The sequence below is a fragment of the Frateuria terrea genome (genome assembly GCF_900115705.1).
Classification (GTDB): Bacteria; Pseudomonadota; Gammaproteobacteria; order Xanthomonadales; family Rhodanobacteraceae; genus Frateuria_A; species Frateuria_A terrea.
Genome location: NZ_FOXL01000007.1, coordinates 97161 through 119180, shown reverse-complemented (window position 1 = coordinate 119180; position 22020 = coordinate 97161). Strand labels below are relative to the sequence as shown.

Here is a 22020-nt window from a genome sequence, read left to right as displayed (position 1 = left end):
GGGCAGCAAGCCGCAAGGCGGCCCATTCCCGAGAGGTGCGTGCCATGAACTCCGTCGCCAGCCCGTTGGTGGATATCGACTGGACCGTGTTCCATCCGTCGCGTCCGCAGGCGTTGCGGCACGGCTTGTCCGGGCATCCGTTGCTGCAGACCGGGCAACTGGTCGAGCTGGGCAAGCGTTTCCGCGGAACGCGCCGGTGGTTCGCGTTCAACAACGACGCCGGCGCCGACGCGGATTTCGACCACGCCAACACGCTGTTCCCTTGCAGCCGCTCCTTCGTCGATGCGATCCGCTCGATCAGCGATGCCAAGGCGTGGGTGCTGCTGCGCCATATCCAGGCGGATCCGACCTACCGCGAACTGGTGGACATGGTGCTCGATTCCATCAAGCCCGGCATCGAGGCCCGCGATCCTGGCATGTTCTACCGGGCCGGATGGATCTTCGCCGCGTCGCCGAACACGACCACACCATTCCATATCGACCGGGACCACGTCGTGCTGCTGCAGATCAGCGGCAGCAAGGCGATCTACGTGTGGGATTCGGACGACGCCTACGTGGTGAGCGACCGCGCCCGCGACTGCTTCCACACCAGCCACGACCTCAAGCTGGTGCAGTGGCGCGAGGAGTTCCGCCAGCGTGCGCACCTTTTCCAGCTGCAGCCCGGCACGGGCGTCTACATCCCGCAGGCGAGCGCGCATATGGTGGAAACCAGCGACGAAGCCTCGATCACCATCAGCTTCAGCTACGGCACGCATGCCACGCGCCGCAGCGCCATGCTGCACGTGGTGCGCGACCTGCTCTACCGCGCCGGCATCACCCCGCCGGCGGTCGGCAGGAGCCGGGTCTTCGACCGCATGGCGTATGCGTTCGGCAAGGCGATGGTGGCGGTAGGTGGGCCCGGCAGCCGACCTCCCGCATGCCCCTCGCTGCGCCGCCGCCATGCTTATGCGGTATCCGATTGAAGGCCGGTCTTCATACTCGCAGAGGTAGGCGTGATTCTGGTTATGACCGTGCATTTTCTATACATTGCTGGAAACGGCTTCGTATGCACGGATTCGCATTTTGGCACGGACGAAGGGATGGTCCTATGCGAACAAGCCATTTTTTGCCGGCGGCTGGCGTCCGGAAAATACCGCCAGCCATGACGGCACTTTTGCTGGTCCTGGCGATGGGGGATGCCGGACCGGCGCGCTCGCACGACGGTCCGGAGCAGGCGCAGGCTTCCTCGATCGGCTCGCACACGCTGCTCGTGCAGCCCGACGGCGAGGGTACCGACCCCGCTGTCGCGGGACCGATCCATACGCAGAGCACCGGCAGTTCGCTGCTGGTCCTGGTTGGCGGTTATGCGAGCAATGCCGCCCCGCCCTCGGACAGTTACGGCAATACCTGGGCGCAGCAGGGCGCCAGCATTACCTATCACGGCTATAGCGGAAGGTTTAATACGTCCGCTTATGTCGCGCTGTCGGCCAAGGGTGGCGAAAACCACCGGGTGACGCTGGCAAAAAACGGCGAGGCGGCGGGTGAAATAACCGCTCCTTTCATTGAGATCAAAAACGCCGGCGTATTGAAGGACGTTGCCACCAACTATGCCGTCCCCGGTTTCGTGGCGCGGCTCGGCAGGAAGCTCGGGCAGGGCTGGTCCGGGTCGGGCCTGAGCAGCGGCGTGGTGACCACGACCGGGCCGGCGACGCTCGTGGCGGTGTGGTGGGGCGATGCCTTCGTCTACCGGATGACCGCCGTGCCCGACAACGGCTTCAGGGTGATCGAGCGCTTCCTGGACCTGCCGCCGAGCAGCGGCGTGCAGTGCGCCGTGGCGGTCCGGCAAGTCGATCGGGCAGGTACCTATCGGGTGACCTGGAGCGGTACGCCGGCGCAGGGGGCAATCCTGTGGCTGTTCGCGTTCCAGGCCAGGAGCTAATCGCAGGACGCTGACGGAAACGGCGGGCGCTGCGCCGGATCCGCCAGGGGAAAAGGGGGCAAGGCCGCAGGTTTTCAGAGGTACCCGCGTGATCGGACCCGCCGCCTGGCGGGCGCAAGGCGTCGTTGGCGTTGAAGCATTCCTGACCGAGACACCACGGATATGACCAGCTCACTCGAAGGTGGTTGCGCGACCCAGCTGGATGGCTCGTTGCTGGACCTTTTCGTACGGCGGCCCCACGCAGGCAGCGATGCCACCAAAGGGCAACTGTCCCTTCCGCTGGAAGCCGGGATCATCGCCGCGCTCGGGCAGCGCGCCGCACGACTGGCCGTCACGCCCGCGCAGTTGAAGCGCGCCGCGCTGGCCGTACTCCAGGCGCGCCTGAGCGGGCGTGCGCGAGTGGCCATCAGCGCGCCAGGGTTAGCCCGCGGCATGGCGATCTACGAGCTTCCGAGCGCCGCGCCGCTCGATGCCTGGCTCGCTTCGGCGGGGCTGGAGCCGAAGCGGCCGGACGACGCAGACATCGCCCCGATCCTTCCCAGCGTGATCGGCCGCTGGACCAACGATCGAGCGCAGGAAGCCTCGGCAGATGTGCCGATCCTGTGGTCGCTCGACCCTGGCGACCCGGCTGCGTTGCGCGTGCGCTTCCTCGTTCCGCTGGTCGATGAAGGGGTGGCCGCCACGCTGGCCCGCGGCCTGGTCAACGTGCTGCGCGGCCTGGCCGGCGCGGCGGATCTGGGCGAGGTCCAGGCGATCGATCCGGCCGAGCGGCATCGCCTCGCGCATGCGTGGAACGCGACGTCGGTCGTCCGCAACGGAAGGGACACGGTACACGGATTGTTCGGCGAGGTCGCCGGAGAACATCCGCAGCACGTGGCGATCGAATGGATGGATGGACGGCTGTCCTATGCCGAGCTGGACGCGCGTGCCGAGCGCGTGGCGCATGGCCTGCAAACGGCCGGCGTCACTGCCGGCGTCGTCGCGCTGCTGCTGGACCGTTCGGCCGACGCGATCGTCGCCCTGCTGGGTATCCTGAAGGCCGGCGCCGCCTACCTGCCGCTCGACCCCTCGCATCCGGCCGAGCGCCTGGCCTTTGCCATCAACGATGCCCAGGCGGCACTGGTGATCGCAAACGATCCGTCGCTCGTCTTGCCGGGCACGGACGCAAGGGTGGCATCGATCGGGCAACTGGAGGCCATCACGGGGAGTGGGTGGCAGCTCCCGGCCACGGACGGCCGATCGCTGGCCTACGTGATGTACACCTCCGGCTCGACCGGGACGCCCAAGGGCGTGGAGATCCCGCACCGGGCCATCATCCGGCTGGTGCGTGGCGTGAGCTACGTCGACCTCGCGCGACAACCGCGCGTGCTGCACGCCGCACCGCTCGGCTTCGACGCAGCCACGCTGGAAATCTGGGGGCCGCTGCTCAACGGCGGCACCTGCGTGATCCACGACGAGCGCATTCCCAGCGGCAAGGGCCTGGCCGCCACGATCGGCCGCCACGGGGTACGCATCGCGTGGCTTACCGCGGCGCTCTTCAATGCCGTGGTCGACGACGATGCGCGCAACCTCCGCGGCCTGGCGCAACTGTTCATCGGCGGCGAGGCCTTGTCGGTCGCGCACGTGCGCAAGGCGCAGGCGGCGCTGCCGGAGCTTGCCATCATCAATGGCTACGGACCGACCGAATGCACGACGTTCTCGGCGACCTACCCGATCCCGCGCGAGCTGCCGGCGGAGCTGCGCTCGATCCCGATCGGACGGCCGATCGCCGACACCACGCTGCACGTGCTCAACGCGCGCGGCGAACCGGTGCCGGTCGGTGTGATCGGGGAGCTGTACATCGGTGGCCTGGGCCTTGCGCGCGGCTATCTTGGCCGGCCCGAACTGGCCGCCGAGCGCTTCGTCGCCGATCCGGCCGGCGGCGCGGAGGAGCGGCTCTACCGCACCGGCGATCTGGTGCGCTGGCTGCCCGAGGGCGTGGTCGAATTCGTCGGACGGGCGGATGGCCAGGTGAAGGTGCGCGGCTACCGCATCGAGACCGGCGAGATCGAAGCCGCGCTGCAGAAGATTCCCGGTGTGCGCGCGTGCGCCGTGCTTGCGCGCGAGGACCGGCCCGGCCAGAAGCGCCTGGTCGCCTACTACGTCGCCGACGATCCGGCGCCCGCCGCGCCGCAGTTGCGTGCCGAGCTGGCGCGCCATCTGCCCGAGTTCATGGTGCCGGTGGGCTATCTGCGGCTGGAAGCCATGCCGGTCACCGCCAACGGCAAGCTCGACCGCCGCGCGTTGCCGATGCCGGACCGCCGGCGGCCGGAACTGGCCTATCCCTACAGCGCGCCGATGGGCGCGACCGAGCGGGCGGTGTGCGACCTGTTCGCCACCCTGCTGGGTCTGGATCAGGTCGGGCGCGAGGACAACTTCTTCGAACTAGGCGGCCATTCGCTGCTCGCCATGCAGCTGGTCGCGCGCATCCATGCGGAACTTTCGCCGCTGCCGACCATCGCTGGCTTCTTCGGTGGCCCGACGCCCGCCGCGGTGGCGGCCAGCATCGAAGGCGACGCCGGCCCGGCGGTCGCCGCCGAGCGGCTCGCCCGCCGGTGCGACCCGGCCGACGCGCACGAGCCGGTGGCCATCATCGCGATGGCTGGCCGCTTTCCCGGTGCCGGCGACGTGGAGTCGTTCTGGTGCAACCTCTGCGAGGGCAGGGACTCGATCCGCTTCTTCGCGCTGGAGGAGCTGGACCGCTCGATCCCGTCGGCGCAACGCGACGATCCGTCGTACGTGGCGGCGCGCGGCGTGATCGACGGCGTCGAGGAATTCGACGCGGCGTTCTTCGGCATCCCGCCGCGCGAAGCCGAACTGATGGACCCGCAGCAGCGGATCTTCCTGGAATTGTGCTGGGAGTGCATGGAGCGTGCGGGGCACGTGCCCGACGCGCACGCGGTCCCGGTGGGTGTGTTCGGCGGCATGTACAACGCCACCTATTTCCAGCATCACCTCGCGCCCCGTCCGGAGCTGATCGACAAGCTCGGTGCCTTCCAGGTCATGCTCGCCAACGAGAAGGACTATCTCGCCACGCGCGTGGCGCACCGGCTCAACCTGACCGGTCCGGCGGTCAGCCTCAACACCGCATGCTCCACCTCGCTGGTAGCGATCTGCCAGGCGCTCGATGCACTGCGCGCCGGCCGCTGCGGCATGGCGCTGGCCGGCGGCGCGTCGGTCACCTGCCCACCGCGCAGCGGCTACCTGGCCCAGGAAGGAACCATGCTCTCGGCCGACGGGCACACGCGCAGCTTCAGCGACGACGCGACCGGCACGGTGTTCAGCGACGGCGTGGCCGTGGTGCTGCTCAAGCGGCTGTCCGAGGCGTTGGCCGACGGCGATCCGGTCATCGCGCTGATCCGCGGCGGCGCGGTCAACAACGACGGAGGCACCAAGGCCAGCTTCATGGCGCCGAGCAGCGCGGGGCAGGCGGCGGTGATCGCAATGGCGCACGCCGATGCGGGCGTCGAGGCGCGCAGCATCTCCTACGTGGAAGCGCACGGCACCGCGACGCCGATCGGCGATCCGATCGAGCTGGAAGGCCTGACCCGCGCCTTCCGCCACGGCACCGCTGACGTAGGCTTCTGCCGCGTCGGCTCGGTCAAGAGCAACGTCGGCCACCTGGTGATGGCCGCCGGCGCCGCGGGCGTGATCAAGACCGCGCTGGCGCTGGCCGAACGGCGGCTACCGGCGACCCTGCATTACCGCGCACCCAACCGGTCGATCGACCTCGCCCACTCGCCGTTCGTGATCAACGACAGGACGTGCGAATGGACCAGCGAAGGCGGGCCGCTGCGCGCGGGGGTCAGTTCGTTCGGTGTCGGCGGCACCAATGCCCACGTGGTGATGGAGGAGCCGCCCGCGCGTGAGCCTTCCGAAGCGTCCGAGGGTCCGCACCTGCTGGTGCTGTCGGCACGTAGCTCGGCCGCTCTCGGTGCGGCGGCGACGCGCCTGGCCGCCCGGCTGGATGCCGAGCCGGACCTCAACCTGGCCGACGTCGCCTGGACGCTGGCAGCGGGGCGCAAGGCCTTCGCCCATCGCGTTGCCGTGGTCGCGCGTGGCGTGCCCGAGGCGGTGGCGAAGCTCGCCAGCCTGGAGACCACGGCAGCCGTGGCGCGCAGCCACCCGGCGCGGCCCGGCGACGTGGTATTCCTCTTCCCCGGCCAGGGCGCGCAGTATGCCGGCATGGGGCGCGAGCTGTATGCGCGCGAGCCGGCGTTCCGTTGTGCGTTCGATGCGTGCGCGGAGGCGCTGCGTGGGGAGCTCGGTTTCGACCTGCGCGAGAAAACCTTCGCCGACGACGCCGAGGCCCTGCGCCAGACCGCGGTGACGCAGCCGGCGACATTCGCCCTGGAATACGCCCTGGCGCGCCTGTGGATGGACGCCGGTGTCGTGCCGGCGGCCATGATCGGCCACAGCGTGGGCGAGTTCGTCGCCGCCACGCTGGCCGGCGTGTTCGAACTCGACGACGCGCTGCGCCTGGTCGCGCGACGCGGCGCGTTGATGCAGGCGTTGCCAGCCGGCGGCATGCTGTCGGTGCGGCTGCCGGCGTCCGTGTTGGAGGCACGCCTGCCAGCGGATCTCTCGCTGGCGGCGGAAAACGCGCCGGGTGCCTGCGTGGTCGCCGGCCCGCATGCCGCCATCGCGCGGTTCCAGGCCAGGCTCGAGACCGAAGGTACCGCCTGCCGGCCCCTGCGTACCTCGCACGCATTCCACTCGACCATGATGGATCCGGTGCTCGCGCCGTTCCGCACCGAGGTGGAGAGCGTCGCGCGGCAGGCGCCGCGGCTGCCGCTCGTATCGACCGCCACCGGCGACTGGCTGGGCGCGGAAGAGGCCACGTCCGCCACCTACTGGACCGAGCATCTGCGCCGCGCCGTGCGGTTCTCCACCGCACTGGGCCGCGTGCTCGATGCGCCCTCGCGCGTACTGCTCGAAGTCGGGCCGCGTGCCACGCTGGGCACGCTGGCGCGCCAGCATCCGGGCGCCCAGCGCGGCCACATCGCCACGCTGGCGTCGCTGTCGGATACGCCGGCGACGGAGCTGGCCTCCTTGCGACTCGCTGCCGGCCAGCTGTGGTGCCGCGGCATCGCGATCGATCCGGCGCAGTTCGACCGCCGCACCGCGCGTCGCCGCGTATTGCTGCCGACCTATCCGTTCGAGCGCCAGCGCTACTGGATCGACGCCCGCGCCGCGGAGGCGCCTGCGACGCCCGAGGTTTCCACCGTTCACGCCATCGCACCGCCGCAGCCCGAGGAGCTCTCCATGCCGACCCCTGCAGCCCCCAGTGCCGACCGCCGGCCCGCCCTCGTTGCGCAACTGAAGAGCGCCTTCGAGGACGTGGCGGGCATGGATCTCAGCGATGCCGACGGCAGCACGCATTTCATGGAACTGGGCCTGGACAGCCTGATGCTGACCCAAATGGCGCTGCACCTGTCCAAGGTCTTCCCGGTCAAGGTGACGTTCCGCCAGCTGATGGCCGACTACTCGACGCTCGACCGGCTGGCCGAGCTGGTCGAGGCCCAGCTGCCGGCCGATACGCCGGCGCCGGCTGCCGTCGCGGCAACGGTAGCAGCGGCTGCACCGCATCCGGTGCAGCCGCCGGCGTCCGGTCCGGCGCTGCAGCCGGCGTCCGCGTCCGCGCATGGCGACTACATGCGGCAGGTGATCGAGCAGCAGATGCAGCTGATGGCGCAGCAACTGGCCTTGCTGGCCGGGCAGGGCACGGCTGCCGCCGCGGTGGCGGCGCCGCCGGCCGGCGCTCCCACGCTGGCTGCAGTGGCGGCTTCCACGCCGACCGGCGCCTCGCCGGCGGCCATCGTCACCGACGAGGAGGCCGCGCTTGCGCACACCCGCTACGACGTCAGGAAGGCATTCGGCGCGATCGCCCGCATCGACCACGGCGCGTATGAACTGTCGGCCCACCAGCAGGCGCGGCTCGACCGCTTCGTCGAGCGCTACGTGGCGCGCACGCGCAAGTCGAAGGAGTACACCCAGGCGCACCGCCCGCACATGGCCGACCCGCGCGTGGTCAACGGCTTCCGGCCGATGCTCAAGGAGATCGTGTACCAGATCGTGATCGCCCGCTCCAAGGGTGCGCACCTGTGGGACCTGGACGGCAACCAATACGTCGATGCGCTCAACGGCTTCGGCATGAGTCTGTTCGGGTGGCAGCCGGACTTCGTGCTCGATGCAGTGCGCGAGCAACTGGACCTGGGCTACGAGATCGGCCCGCAACACCCGCTGTCCGGCGAAGTGGCGAAGCTGGTCTGCGAAGTCACCGGGCACGACCGCGCGGCGCTGTGCAACACCGGCTCGGAGGCCGTGCTCGGTGCCCTGCGCATCGCGCGCACGGTGACCGGACGCGAGACGGTGGTGCTGTTCTCCGGCTCCTACCACGGCATCGTCGACGAGGTGATCGTGCGCGGCACGCGCAAGCTCAAGGCGGTGCCAGCGGCGCCGGGGATCCTGCGCAACACCGCCGAACACGTGCTGGTGCTCGACTACGGTACGCCCGAGTCGCTTGAGATCATTCGCGAGCGCGCCCACGAGCTGGCCGCCGTGCTGATCGAGCCGGTGCAGAGCCGCCGCCCGGACTTCCAGCCGGTCGAGTTCCTCAGGGAGGTCCGCGCGATCACCGCGGCCTCCGGCACGCTGTGCATCTTCGACGAGATCGTCACCGGCTTCCGTGCCCATCCAGCCGGGGTGCAGGGCTTGTTCGGCATCCAGGCGGACCTGGCCACCTACGGCAAGGTGGTCGGCGGCGGTTATCCGATCGGCGTGATCGCGGGCAAGCGCCCCTACATGGACGCGCTGGATGGCGGCGCCTGGCAGTTCGGCGACGACTCGCAGCCGACCGTGGGCGTGACCTATTTCGCCGGCACCTTCGTGCGCCATCCGCTGGCGCTGGCCGCGGCCAGGGCGGTGCTGGAACACATCAAGCGCGAAGGGCCGGCGTCGCAGGAACGGTTGAACCAGCGCACCGCAGCGCTGGCCGCCGAACTCAATGCGTTCTGCGAAGAGCGTGGCGCCCCCATCGCGATCAAGCAGTTCGCCTCGGTGTGGAAAACCCAGTTCCTGGAGGAGCACCCGCTGCAGGACCTCCTGTTCGCGATGATGCGCAGCCGCGGCATCCACATCCTGGACAACTTCCCCTGCTTCTTCACCAGTGCGCACAGCGAAGCAGACTTCGTGGCGATCGCGCAGGCCTACAAGGAATCGGTGGTTGAGCTGCAGGAGTGCGATTTCCTGCCGCGCCGCGCGGCGACCTCGCGCACGGTGATGGACGCCGCCCGCCCGCCGGTTCCCGATGCCCGGCTCGGCCGCGACCCGCAGGGCAACCCGTGCTGGTTCGTGCCCAACCCCGAGCAACCCGGCAAATACCTGAAGGTGGGCGTATGAATCCCGACTCGCCCGCACCGGCCGCGCTCACGGCGGTCGACTACGATCCGTTCGCCACGGTCGCGTTGACCCGCGTGGTGCCCAGCACCGAAGCGCAGCGCGAGATCTGGCTTGCCGCGCAGCTGGGCGACGACGCGTCGCTGGCCTTCAACGAATCGGTCAGCCTGCGCCTGCGCGGGCGGCTCGACACGCACGCGTTGCATGGTGCCCTGCGCGACATGCTCGGGAGGCATGACGCCTTGCGGTCCACTTTTGGCCCCGACGGCGAAACGCTCTGCGTGCTGGAGCAGCCCGAACTGCCGCTGCCGCTGGCTGACCTTGGCGGCCTGGACGATGCCGCGCGCGACGCTGCGCTGGCCGGGCGCCTGCGCGCCGTGGTGGAAACGCCGTTCGTGCTCGAGCAAGGCCCGCTGCTGCGTGCCGAACTGCTGCGCCTGGGTCCCGACGATCACCTGCTGCTGCTCACCACACACCACATCGTGTGCGACGGCTGGTCGTGGTGGGTGATGGTGCGCGAACTGGCCGCGCTGTATGGCGCCCGCACGGGCCAGGCGACGGAGCCGCTGGCTCCGGCCGAATCGTTCGCCGACTATGCGCTGACGCTGGCGCGACAGCCCGACGGCAAAACGCTGGCCGCCGATGAGGCCTACTGGCTGGCGCGCTTCGCCGACGCGCCGCCACCGCTGGAACTGCCGACCGACCGCGCTCGCCCGCCGCGACGCAGCTTTGCCTCGGCGCGCATCGATCACGTCCTCGACGCCGCGCTGGTCGGCGCGCTCAAGCGCCTGGGCGCGCAACGCGGCGCCAGCCTGTTCGCTACCCTGCTCGGCGGCTTTGCCGCAGTACTGGCGCGGCTGGCGGGACAGCACGAGGTGGTCGTGGGGATGCCGGCCGCCGCACAGTCGCTGGACGGCCACGACCATCTGGTCGGTCACTGCGTCAACCTGCTGCCGCTGCGCTGCTCGCCCGATCCGGCCGCGCCGCTGGCGCGCCTGCTCGACGACACGCAGGCCACGCTGCTCGATGCGCTCGACCACCAGCGCTACACCTTCGGCACGCTGCTCAAGAAGCTCGGCGTGCCACGCGATCCGGGCCGGCTGCCGCTGGTCAGCGTGATGTTCAACATCGACCAGGCGCTCGACCAGCAGGCCACCGCCTTCCCCGGGCTGGCGATGAGTTTCGCCAGCACGCCGCGCAGCTTCGAGAACTTCGAGCTGTTCATCAACGCCGTGCAGGAACACGGCCAGCTGCGGCTGGAGTGCCAGTACAACCGCGACCTGTTCGACCGGGCCACCGTGGCCCGCTGGCTGGGCGCGTACGAAACCCTGCTGCGCGCCGCCACGGCGCGTCCGGACGCCCTGCTTGGCGAACTGCCGCTGGTCGACGAGGCGGGACGTCGCGCGCTGCTCGCGCTGCAGCCGGCACCCACGCCGGTCGCGCTGCAGCGCATGCACGCGCCGTTCGAGGCACAGGCCGCGCGCACGCCCGGCCGCGTCGCGGTGCGCTGCGGCGACGCCGCGTTGACCTACGCCGAATTCGACGCGCGCGCCAACCGCATCGCGCACCTGCTGCGCGCGCACGGTGCGCGGGCCGGTGCGTTGGTGGGCATCGCGCTCGACCGCGGCATCGACATGCTGGCCGCGGTGCTCGGCACGCTGAAGGCCGGTGCCGGCTACGTGCCGCTCGACCCGGGATTTCCCGCCGAGCGGCTCAACTTCATGGTCAGCGACGCCAGTCTCGCCGTGCTGGTCACCCAGGCCGCCCACGCCGGGCGCTTCGACCTGCGCGGACGTCCCGTGCTGGCGCTGGACCAGGCCAGCGAGTTGCTGGCGGCGCAACCGGCGAGCCGTCCGGACGAGGAAGAGGCCAGCCCGGATGCGGTCGCCTACGTGATCTACACCTCCGGTTCCACGGGCCAGCCCAAGGGCGTGGAGATCCCGCATCGGGCGGCGGTGAACTTTCTCGCCAGCATGGCCGAGCGGCCCGGACTGCTCGCGGACGACCGGCTGCTGGCGGTCACCACGCTGTCATTCGACATCGCGGTGCTGGAGCTGTTGGGCCCGCTCGGCGTGGGCGGCGAGGTGGTCCTTGCGCGGCGCGAGGAGGCGCTGGACGGCCAGGCGCTCAAGGGACTGCTCGCGGGCAGCCACGCCACGCTCATGCAGGCCACGCCCGCCACCTGGCGCATGCTGCTGGAAAGCGGCTGGTCGCCGGCTGCGGGTTTTCGCGCGCTGTGCGGCGGCGAGGCGCTGGCGCCGGACCTGGCCGCGCAACTGCTGGCCCGTTGCACCGAAGTGTGGAACCTGTACGGCCCCACCGAGACCACGGTGTGGTCCACCTGCTGGCGCGTGGAGGATCCGCGCGATGGCATTGCCATCGGCACGCCGATCGCCAACACCACGGTGTGGATCCTCGACGAGCAGCGCCAGCTGTGCTCGTTGGGCGTGCCGGGCGAGATCTGGATCGGCGGCGCGGGCGTCGCGCTGGGCTATCGGCATCGACCGGAACTGAGCGCCGAGCGTTTCGTCGCCGACCCGTTCGCCGGCACGCCGGGCGCGCGGATGTACCGCACCGGCGACCGCGGGCGCTGGCGTGCCGACGGCACGCTCGAGCACCTGGGGCGGCTCGATTTCCAGGTCAAGCTGCGCGGCTTCCGCATCGAGCTGGGCGAGATCGAAGCGCACCTGCTCGGCCGGCCGGAGGTCGCCGATGCGGTCGTGAGCACGCGTGAAATCCATCCCGGCGACGTGCGTCTCATGGCGCATGTCGTGGCGGCCCCGGGGACCGCCATCGACGAGCCGACGCTGCGTGCGCACCTGCGCATGGCTTTGCCCGACTACATGATCCCGCAACACTTCGTCGTGCTGGACGCGATACCTCGGCTGCCCAACGGCAAGACCGACCGCGCACGTCTGCCGGTGCCTGCGCAGGCCCCATCTGCCGCGGAGGTCCAGGCGACTGCGCGCGACGAGCTGGAGGAGCGGATCCTGGCCGCCATGGCCGCGTCGCTCGGTGGACGGCTGGGCCCGGAGGACAATTTCTTCGAGCACGGTGGGCACTCGCTGCTCGCCGCGCAGCTCATGGCCAGGCTCAACCGCGAGTTCGAGCTGGCCCTGCCCATGCGCACGGTGTTCGAGGCGCAGACCCCGGCGCGCCTGGCTGCGGCAATCCGCGCGGCCAGCGAGGCCTCGGCCCGAGCGGATGCGCGGCACATCGCGCGGCTGGCCGATCGCCACCGCGCGCCGCTGTCGCTGATGCAGCAGCGCCTGTGGTACCTGGAGCAGCTGCATCCGGGGCGGGTTGCCTACAACACGCCCTCGGCGCACCGCCTGCGCGGACCGATGAACGCGGCCGCGTTCGAACGCGCGCTGCAGGAAGTGATCGACCGCCAGGCCATCCTGCGTACCTCGATCGGACAGGACGACGATGGCGCCTTCCAGCGCATCCACGACAGCTTGACGGTGCAGCTGCTGCCGGCAGAGATGCTGCCGGGGACGTCGCTGGCCGAACGCGAAGAGGCGCTGCTGGAGCGTCTGACCGCGCTGATCGCCGAGCCCTTCGACCTCACGACGCCGCCGCTGTTCCGCGTGCGGCTGTTCAGGCTCGACGAACAGGACCATGTGTTCTTCTTCATGGCCCACCACATCATCTGGGACGGCTGGTCGTTCGACCTGCTGTACACCGAGCTGTCCTCCGCCTACGCCGCGTTCTGCGCGGGCCAGCCGATGCCGCTGCCGCCGCCGGCGATCGAATACGGTGATTTTGCCGCCTGGCAGCGTGACTGGATGCAGGGCGAGGAACTGGAACGCCAGCTGGCGCATTGGCGCGAACGGCTGGCCGGCACGCTGGAGCCACTGGAACTGCCGGCGGCACGTGCGCGCCCGCCGCGCCCGTCCGGTGCCGGCGCCACCGAATGGATCCGCCTGCCGGCAGCGGGCATGCAGGCGGTGCATGCGCTGGGCCTGCGCACCGGCACCACCGCGTTCATGGTGCTGCTGGCGGCCTACTACGTGTTCCTGCACCGCAGCGGCGGCCAACGCGACCTGGTCGTGGGCGTGCCGGTGCGTGGACGCGACAGCGCCGAGCTCGAGGCGGTCATGGGCTTCTTCGTCAACGCGCTGCCGCTCAGGCTCCAGGTCGACCCGCAGGTGTCGTTCGAGGACGTCCTGCAGCAGGTGCGCGCCGTGGTGCTCGATGCCTTCGCCTGCCCGGACGTGCCGTTCGAACATCTGGTCCGTGCGCTGCGGGTACCGCGCGACGACAGTCGCTCGCCGATCTACCAGGCCAGCTTCTCGTTCCAGGACGTGCGCCAGCGCAACCTGTGCTGGGCCGACCTGAAGCACGAGCACCTGCCGGTGTTCCAGCCCGGTGCCGCGGACGACCTGGGCCTGTGGTTCATCGAGCAGGAGCACGGCCTGCTCGGCGGCCTCACCTACAGCACCGACCTGTTCGACGCGGCGACGGCCAGGCGCCTGCGCAAGAACTACGAGGCGGTACTGGCCTCGGCGCTGGCCGATCCGGCGCAGCCGGTGTCGCGGCTGGCGCTGTTGCCGGCGGACGAGCTGGCGCAGCTGCATCGCTGGAATGCCACCGCGCGGGACGCCGTTGGCCACAGCGTGCACGGCCTGTTCGAGGCGCAGGCACGGCGCACGCCGGAGCGCATCGCTTTGCGCGAGGGCGGCACCACGCTCACTTACGCAGCACTCGATGCGCGCGCCAACCGCATCGCGCATGCGTTGCGCGAGCGCGGCGCCCAGCCGGGGGCGCTGGTCGGCATCGCCCTGGACCGTGGCGCCGACATGGTGGCCGCGCTGCTCGGCGCGCTCAAGACCGGCGCGGGCTACGTGCCGCTCGACCCCGCGTTCCCCGCCGAGCGCCTGGCCTTCATGCTCCAGGATGCCGGGCTGGCCGTGCTGGTCAGCGAGCAACGGCTGCTTTCGCGCCTCCCGGACGGCGAGCACGCCGCGCTGTTGCTGGATGAGGCCGCGGCGCTCGACGGGTGGCCGTCTACACCGCTGCCGGCGGAGGCGGCGCTTGATCCCGATGCGATCGCCTACGTGATCTACACCTCCGGTTCCACCGGCAAGCCCAAGGGCGTGGAGATCCCGCATCGGGCGGCCGTGAACTTTCTCGCCAGCATGGCCGAGCGGCCCGGACTGCGCGCGGACGACCGCTTGCTGGCGGTGACCACGTTGTCCTTCGATATTGCCGTGCTGGAGCTGTTCGGGCCACTGAGCGTGGGCGGCGAGGTGGTGCTCGCACGGCGCGAGGACATGATGGACGGCGACGCGCTGAAGGGCCTGCTCGCAACCAGCCGGGCCACCGTGATGCAGGCCACGCCGGCCACCTGGCAGGTGTTGCTGCAGGCCGGCTGGTGCGGCAGCCCGGGTTTCCGCGCGCTGTGCGGCGGCGAGGCGCTGGCACCGGATCTGGCCGCGCAACTACTGGCCCGTTGCACCGAGGTGTGGAACCTGTACGGCCCCACCGAGACCACGGTGTGGTCCACCTGCTGGCGCGTGGAGCATCCGCGCGATGGCATTGCCATCGGCACGCCGATCGCCAACACCACGGTGTGGATCCTCGACGAGCAGCGCCAGCTGTGCTCGTTGGGCGTGCCGGGCGAGATCTGGATCGGCGGCGCGGGCGTCGCGCTGGGCTATCGGCATCGACCGGAACTGAGCGCCGAGCGTTTCGTCGCCGACCCGTTCGCCGGCACGCCGGGCGCGCGGATGTACCGCACCGGCGACCGCGGCCGCTGGCGTGCCGACGGCACGCTCGAACACCTGGGGCGGCTCGATTTCCAGGTCAAGCTGCGCGGCTTTCGCATCGAGCTGGGCGAAATCGAATCGATCGTGCGCGAAGAGCCCGCCATCGGCGAATGCGTCGCGACCGTCCACGAGGTCGACGCGCAGGACCGGCGGCTGGTGCTGTACGTGGTATCCAGCGAGGCGCAGGACAGCCTGCTGCCGCGCCTGCGCGCCCGCCTCGCCGCACAACTGCCCGGCTACATGCAACCGCAGCACGTGATGCTGCTGCCTGCGCTGCCACGCACGCCCAACGGCAAGATCGACCGCAAGGCGTTGCCTGCGCCGGAGCTCCACACCGGCGTGGCGCCGTCGGAGGACGAGGCGGCCTGGCTAGCCGATGCCGATCCGCACCAGCGCTATCTCGCGGCGCTGTGGTGCGAACTCATCGGCGTGGGGCAGGTGTTGCCCAGCGACAACTTCTTCGACGTCGGCGGGCACTCGCTGCTGGCGATGGAGCTGGCCGCACGCGTGCGCCGCGAAACCGGGGTGCGCATCAATCTGCTGGACATCGCCACAGGCACGCTGGCTTCGCTGGCCGCCGCGCTTCCCGAAGGCCAGGACGCGGCGGCCAAACAGGAATCGCCGGCGTTCGGTGCGCGATTGCGCCGCCTGCTGCGGTTGCGGGGGCGGCACCGGGATCAATGATGGCCAAGGCCGCCGCGGGTGCCGGTCGCCCCGGCGGGGCAAGTACGGCGCGCGGCCGTGCCGCTTGCCGGGCCGTTCGGCTGCAGTGCGTTGAACATCGGGCGACGGCAGCGGCGATGATCGCCGGCAAGGCGGCAAGGCGGCACGGCGGCGTTTTCAAGCGGGCTCGGTCAGCCTCGCTTTTCCGGCGCCGGCTTTGCGGCGTGCTTCGGCAAGCACCTCGGCGCACTGCGCCAGGGTCTCTTCCGCCACGCAGGTCCAGTCGCGCGAGAACCGCGTGCACAGGGCGGCCTCGTCCCAGCGTCGCGCGAGTGCCAGCTCCAGGCCATGCGCGAGGTCCGCGACGTCGCGCGGGCGGATCAGCACGCCGCTGGCGGCATCGACCACCTCGGGAATGCCGCCTACGTCGGAGGCTACGACCGGACGCCCGCAGGCAAGCGCCTCGACCAGCACGTTCGGATGGCCCTCCGAATAGCTCGGCAGGGTCACGACGTCGGCGGCCGCCATCCATTGGGCGACGGCTTCCGGTGCCAGCGGGCCGGCCATCCGGACGTTGCCCCTGCCTGCGGCGAGGGCGTCGAGCTCGTCCCGCATGGGGCCAGCACCGACCAGCGCGAGCTGCAGCCCCGGACGCCGTGCGGCGAGCTGCCCGACCGCGGCGAACAGCTCGCGCAATCCCTTCTCGGGCACCAGTCGACCCACGTAAAGCACCAGCCTAGCGTCCTCTGCGACGCCCAGCGCGCGGCGTGCGGCGGCGCGATCGGCCAGGTGGAAGGTCGCCGCATCGCAGCCGTTGGAAATGACGCGAACCCGCGCGGGATCGGCCCCGTAGCGCTGCACCGCCAGCCGGCCGAGGTCCTGGCTGACTACCAGCAGGCGGCCTGCGGCACGCACCACGTAGCCGGTCAGGCGCCGGCTGATGGCATCACGCACGCGGATGTCCGAACCGCGCGCGCCGGCGACCAGCGGCACTCCTGCGCGCCGTGCCGCCAGCATCGCGCCGTAGGCATCCGGGTAGAGCCAGTAGGACAGCACGACGTCCGGCCGGAAGCGCGCCAGCGCATCGCCGATCGCGCGGGCGCACAGCCAGCCGTTGAGCGGACGGGCCACGCCGGGCAGGGTGGGGTAGCACGGATACTCGACGTCGCCATCCAGCCCGTCCGGCGCGCCCGGTGCATGCGCCACGTAGCTGCCCGGTTGCGCCCAGCGCGGATAGACCGCAATCGGACTGACCACGCGCACGGTCGCCAGTCGCGCCAGCGGCTGCACGGTCTGCACGATCGGCCGGCCGCGCGTGGGTTCGTCGCGGATCGGGAATTGCGAGGTAACGACCAGTACGCGCATGGCAGTTCAGGCGTCCAGGTGGTCGGGTGCGCCGCGCGCCGTGTCGGTGGCGGCGACGGAGAATGTTGCCTCCAGGCCGCGGCGCAATCCGATGCGTGGCATCCAGCCCAGCGTCGCGTGCGCCGCCGTGGTGTCGAAGTTGGCGAGCGGGCGCAGCGAGCGGGCCCGGTAGCGGGTCAGTGGCACGTCGCGCCCCAGCATCCGGCCCAGCAGCTCGACGCCCGCGGCCAACGCCATAAAGATGCTGGCGGGAATCCGGACTAGCCGCAGTTCGCTGCCCAGCCTGGTCTTGGCCATGTCCAGGTAATCGCCCTGGGCCACCGTGTGCGGATCGACCAGGTTGAAGATGCGGCCGGTCGCGTCCGGGCTGCCGGCCGCCAGCAGCAAGCCGTCGACCACGTCGTCGACGTACACCAGCGGCAGCGTCTGCGAGCGCGGCCCCACCGCGATCCAGCGACCGGCGATGGCGAGCGTGCCGTTGGGGGTCACCCGCTCGGCGCCGGGGCCGACGATCTGGCCAGGACGCAGGATCACCGCCGGCAAAGCGCGCTCGCGGATCGCCTCGATCACCATTGTCTCGGCAGCCAGCTTGGTCTGCGTGTAGGCGCCGCGGTCGCCGGGGCGTGGCTCGTAGGCCGATGCCTCGGTCACCGCCACCGCCGGGTCGCGTCCGGCGTGATCGAGCACGCTGAGCGAGCTGACGTAGACCACTCTGCGGACCATGTGGCGGACGCAGGCATCGATCACGTTGCGCGTGCCCCAGAGCGTGCCCGCCTCGAAGTCGCGCGCGTCGCCGCGCATCGCGGCGCCGACGTGGTAGACGGTGCGCACGCCGGCCACCGCGTGCTCGACGATGCGCGGGTCGCCCAGGTCGCCGATCACCACCTGCAGATCCGGCGTCGTGTCGAGCACCGCATGGGGCGAGCGCACCAGTACGCGCACCCGTTCGCCGCGCGCGCGCAGGGCAGCGACCACGCGCCGGCCGAGGAAGCCGCTGGCGCCGGTGACCAGCGCATCGGCCGGGGCCAGTGGAGCCAGGCGGGCGTCGAGTTCGCGGGCGCGTTCGGCATCGGCGCGGACGCAGGCCGCTTCCATCAGGGCGATCGGGCGGCGGCCTTCCTCCGCGCTCACCGGTGGCGGCCGCCCCTCGTGCAGGGCACGGGCGAATGCCTCGGCGCCCTGCTGGATGCCTGGCGAGGCGCGCAGGTGGCCCGTGGCGAATCGCAGCACGTTCCACGGCACGCGGAAGACCTCGCGCAGGCCGTGGGTGAATGCATTGAGCACGATGCCGATGAACTTCGGACCCGGCAGCAGCCGCGCCAAGCGGCAGATCTGCAGGAAGCGGTCGGCCTCGATGGTGCCGCCGGTGCCATGCACGACCAGGCGGTTCTGCATCGGCCGGGCGTTCCACGACAGCAGCAAACGGCCGGTGCCATGGGCACAGGTGGCGGTGGCGTGCCATTCGTCGAACTTGAGGTTGGGCTGGCGGCCGGTGGACCGGTATTGGACGTCCAGGTGGCCGATCGGGCCGAGCAGCGACTCCAGTACGTACAGGCCGTGCACGCCGAGGTCGCGGAAAGGGTAGGAGCCCTGCCGCACCATGGCCGGCATCGGGCCGCCCGCGTAGGCCGGATAGTCGGAGCTGCGCACGATGTCGACCGCGAGCGGCTCGCCGCATGCGCCCGATTGCACCAGCCGGCGCGCTTCCATCACCACCGGATCGAACAGGTCCGAATGGTCCACCGAAAGCACCCGGCCCCTGGCCTGCGCGCGTTCGATCATCGCGTCGCATTCGGCGACCGACTCGGCCATGGGCTTCTCGACGAACACATGGCAGCCCAGGTCGAGCGCTTGCAGGGTCAGCTGGCAGTGGCTGGACGGCGGGGTGAGCACGTGTACCGCGTGTGGCTCGCATGCCGCCACCAGCTCGTCCAGCCCCGGGCCGACGAAGTCGATGTTGTAGACGGCGGCCAGCGCCCGGGCGGCCTCGAGGTTCGGGTCGCAGATGCCGACGATGTCGACGAACTCCAGCCGGCTGAGCGCAGCCAGGTGATAGCGCGCCACGTAGCCGGCGCCGACGATGCCTACGCGCAGTTTTCCCTGGATCGGATTCATCGCGGTTCCTCGCAGCCCTCCCATGCCGACTGGCGCGACGCGAGCGCCGCACTTACCTGGTCCAGTACTTCGCGGACGCGGTTGTCCCATGTCTGGTCCGCCACCGCCGCCATCCGCTCCGCGGCGGCGCCGGCCGGGTCTTCGTGCAACGCCTTTTCGAGCGCGGCGAGGAACATTTCGCGGCCCTCGGCGATATGCACCCACCTGGCGAACTTGTCGATTTCCGCGTTGCCGACGCTGACGACGGGTTTGCCGGTAGCCAGGTACTCCCTGAGCTTCAGCGGATTGGCGTGTTCCACCTGGCGGTTGTGGCGGTAGGGGATGATCGCCACGTCGAACGCCTTGGCCCAGGCCGGCAGATCCCGGTAAGGCTGTGCGCCGACCAGTTTCACGTTGGGCAATGCGCGCAAGGACGACACGTCGGTGGCCGCGTGTCCAACCAGCAGGAACATCCATTGCGGGCGCATCCGTGCGAGCCATTCCAGCATTTCGAGGTCGATCCATTCGTGGATCGAGCCGAAGTAACCGACCACTGGCCCCGGCAGGCCGCTAGCGGCTTCGGGTAATGGTGTGGCCGGATCCATGGCGCGCCCGAACAGCGCCACGTCCACCCCGTGCGGCGAAAAGCGCGTTTGTGCATTGAGGGCCCGTTTCGCGGCGACCAGGGCAGGCGGCGCGACGAAAACCAGGTCCGCGCAACGGGTGAGCGCGTCGTCGCGCAAGCCGATGATGGCCGCGTCCACGCCCGGGTGGGCGGCATAGTCGTCGATGCAGTAATAGACACAGAGCTCTTCGCCGAGCCGGCGTGCGAGAAAACCCGGGTGCGGTACGACGAACCAGGAGATATGCCGGGTGGTGCCCAGTGCGCGCATGGCCCGGCGCACGGCCCAGCGGCCGAAGGCGCGATTGAAGGCATCCACGCCCGGAACGCGGCGGAACGGTAGCTGCGGCACGGTGCAGTGCCAGAGGTTCTTCTCGACCTGGGTAGGCCGGCGCAGTGCCGCGGCGAGCTTGCGCATCGCACGCCGGATATCGCGTCCGCTCGCCTGCGGCGCGCGCATACCCGGCGAATCGACGTAAAGCAGTGGCGTGACCGCGGCCAGGCGGGTGGCTACGTGGTGGCTGCTGGTACGGTTTTCCGCATACCAGTCATTGCCGAAATAGACGATGCCGCAGCCCGCTAGCATGGGAGTGCGGCGGCGCGGGTGGACTGGGGGAGGCACGGGCCATCCGGCCTGGTGGCGTCGGCACGCCGTACGGTCCTGTCTTCCGCAGCCCTGGTTCGCATCGCGGATGATCCTTTTGCCCTAAAGCAACCACCGGAAGCGATTAACTACCAAGCCTGGCGCAATAGCGTCCGGTGCAACCCTGGAGAAAGGTAATCCATGCCCTTTCACGAGTACATAGACCGCGGATGAAAATAAATGGGGATCGGCGGCCTGCAAACTTATCCGCCGATAACGAAGAGTTGCCGCTATTGTGAAGTTTTCGTGCAATTGCTCCCCTGTTTCGAAGGGAGGTGCGATACTCGCCGAACGGGGTGGTATCGCGGCATGCGTGGGGTCCGGCACCTGAGGCCGGCGTAGGCCGTACATCCTGCTGTACTGGTGTGTCAGTTGCGCATGGAGCGTTGCCTTGACTACCGAAGCAGCCAACGATTTCGGACGGGCCGTGCCGCAGCGACCGGGAAAACGGCAACGGCTGGCCGCCTTTTGCAGCGCTGTCGGCGTACTCCCCGGTTTGACGTCTTTGCGGCGCATATTGCGCAAGGACCTTCGCATCCTGGCCTATCACCGGGTGCTGAATATCTCCGATCCGGACGCATTCGCGTTCGACCTGAATGAAGTCAGCGCCTCGCCGGAGCAGTTCCGCCAGCAGATGGAACTGGTCAAGCGGCATTATGACCCGGTCAGCTTCCGCGAGTTGATTGCCGCCATCGAAGGCGGCCAGCCGCTGCCACCCCGGCCGCTCATCGTCACCTTCGATGACGGCTACGACGACAACTACCACATCGCCTTCCCCATCCTGCGCGAGCTGGGCCTGTCGGCGATGTTTTTCGTCTCGACCGGGCACATCGACAGCGGCATGCCGTATGCCTACGACTGGCTGGTGCACATGCTCTGCCGCACCCGCGCGACCCGGCTGAAGGTGGCCGAGCTGGCGTTCGACAAGGCATTGCCCGCCACGCTGGCCGGCCGCCGCGAGCTGGGCAAGGAGTTGCTGTTCCATCTCAAGGGGCTCGATGCGGCCACCCAGGCGGCGATCATCGCCCGCCTGGGAGACGACTGGGGCATGCCGCCGGCCAGGCACCCGCAATGCCGTCCGATGACCTGGGACCAGTTGCGCGAGATGCGCGCGGCGGGCATGGAGGTCGGCTCGCACGGGGTCGACCACAACATCCTCGCCAAGCTCTCGCCGGCCGCCATGGCGGCGGAGGTTCGCCAGTCCATGCGGACGCTCGAGCGCGAGCTCGGCCCACCGATCGAGGTGCTGTCCTACCCGGTCGGCGGCCCCGATTCATACAACGAGCAGGTCATCGAGGCGGCCCGCGAGGCAGGCTTCCGCATGGCATGCAACTACGTGACGGGGGTCAATCGCCTGCCGGTGCCGGCGCACTACGAACTGCAGCGGCTTTCCGTCGAGAGCGAGATGGACATCGACTGGTTCGCCGCCATGACCTCGCTGCCCGAGGTCTTCGCACATCCCAAGCGCGTGCGTGCCGGCTAGGCCCGCGCGGACTCCTGGCAGACG

General features: G+C 70.1%; 8 protein-coding genes. 5 read left to right on the top strand and 3 right to left on the bottom strand.

Annotation, left to right across the window (positions count from 1 at the left end):
• Positions 1-44 precede the first annotated feature (44 nt).
• From BMZ38_RS13540 to BMZ38_RS13525, 4 genes are all read left to right on the top strand, one after another.
• Positions 45-962 (top strand): JmjC domain-containing protein, encoded by a 918-nt coding sequence (locus BMZ38_RS13540; RefSeq protein ID WP_091338675.1) that lies wholly within the window; start codon positions 45-47, stop codon positions 960-962.
• A gap of 125 nt (positions 963-1087) precedes the next feature.
• Complete coding sequence (locus tag BMZ38_RS13535; RefSeq protein ID WP_139202431.1) at positions 1088-1918, top strand: hypothetical protein; 831 nt, start codon at positions 1088-1090, stop codon at positions 1916-1918.
• 162 nt (positions 1919-2080) lie between these two features.
• The gene (locus tag BMZ38_RS13530; protein WP_245747242.1) at positions 2081-9358 is read left to right on the top strand and encodes a hybrid non-ribosomal peptide synthetase/type I polyketide synthase; all 7278 of its coding nucleotides are present in this window, start codon (positions 2081-2083) and stop codon (positions 9356-9358) included.
• The gene (locus BMZ38_RS13525) at positions 9355-15810 is read left to right on the top strand and encodes a non-ribosomal peptide synthetase (RefSeq protein WP_091338669.1); all 6456 of its coding nucleotides are present in this window, start codon (positions 9355-9357) and stop codon (positions 15808-15810) included. The genes BMZ38_RS13530 and BMZ38_RS13525 overlap by 4 nt, the downstream gene beginning before the upstream one ends.
• Positions 15811-15966: 156 nt before the next feature.
• Here BMZ38_RS13525 and BMZ38_RS13520 read toward each other — a convergent pair whose 3' ends face one another.
• From BMZ38_RS13520 to BMZ38_RS13510, 3 genes are read right to left on the bottom strand one after another with little or no spacing between them, the layout of a single operon-like run.
• Positions 15967-17154, bottom strand: coding sequence for a glycosyltransferase (locus BMZ38_RS13520; RefSeq protein ID WP_091338666.1), 1188 nt, complete (start codon positions 17152-17154; stop codon positions 15967-15969).
• Between the two features lie 6 nt (positions 17155-17160).
• Positions 17161-19269, bottom strand: a complete 2109-nt coding sequence (locus BMZ38_RS13515) for an NAD-dependent epimerase/dehydratase family protein (RefSeq protein ID WP_175483742.1) — start codon at positions 19267-19269, stop codon at positions 17161-17163.
• Positions 19266-20456, bottom strand: coding sequence for a glycosyltransferase (locus BMZ38_RS13510; RefSeq protein WP_091338661.1), 1191 nt, complete (start codon positions 20454-20456; stop codon positions 19266-19268). Before BMZ38_RS13510 ends, BMZ38_RS13515 begins: the two co-directional genes overlap by 4 nt.
• 574 nt (positions 20457-21030) lie before the next feature.
• Between BMZ38_RS13510 and BMZ38_RS13505 the strand changes: the two genes are divergently transcribed.
• Complete coding sequence (locus BMZ38_RS13505) at positions 21031-21996, top strand: polysaccharide deacetylase family protein (RefSeq protein WP_245747243.1); 966 nt, start codon at positions 21031-21033, stop codon at positions 21994-21996.
• Positions 21997-22020 lie beyond the last annotated feature (24 nt).

What these genes read in the sequence shown, in the direction of transcription:
- BMZ38_RS13540 (WP_091338675.1), top strand. Translation starts at nt 45, where the DNA reads ATGAACTCCGTCGCCAGCCCGTTGGTGGATATCGACTGGACCGTGTTC.
- BMZ38_RS13535 (WP_139202431.1), top strand. Translation starts at nt 1,088, where the DNA reads ATGCGAACAAGCCATTTTTTGCCGGCGGCTGGCGTCCGGAAAATACCG.
- BMZ38_RS13530 (WP_245747242.1), top strand. Translation starts at nt 2,081, where the DNA reads ATGACCAGCTCACTCGAAGGTGGTTGCGCGACCCAGCTGGATGGCTCG.
- BMZ38_RS13525 (WP_091338669.1), top strand. Translation starts at nt 9,355, where the DNA reads ATGAATCCCGACTCGCCCGCACCGGCCGCGCTCACGGCGGTCGACTAC.
- BMZ38_RS13520 (WP_091338666.1), bottom strand. Translation starts at nt 17,154, where the DNA reads ATGCGCGTACTGGTCGTTACCTCGCAATTCCCGATCCGCGACGAACCC.
- BMZ38_RS13515 (WP_175483742.1), bottom strand. Translation starts at nt 19,269, where the DNA reads ATGAATCCGATCCAGGGAAAACTGCGCGTAGGCATCGTCGGCGCCGGC.
- BMZ38_RS13510 (WP_091338661.1), bottom strand. Translation starts at nt 20,456, where the DNA reads ATGCTAGCGGGCTGCGGCATCGTCTATTTCGGCAATGACTGGTATGCG.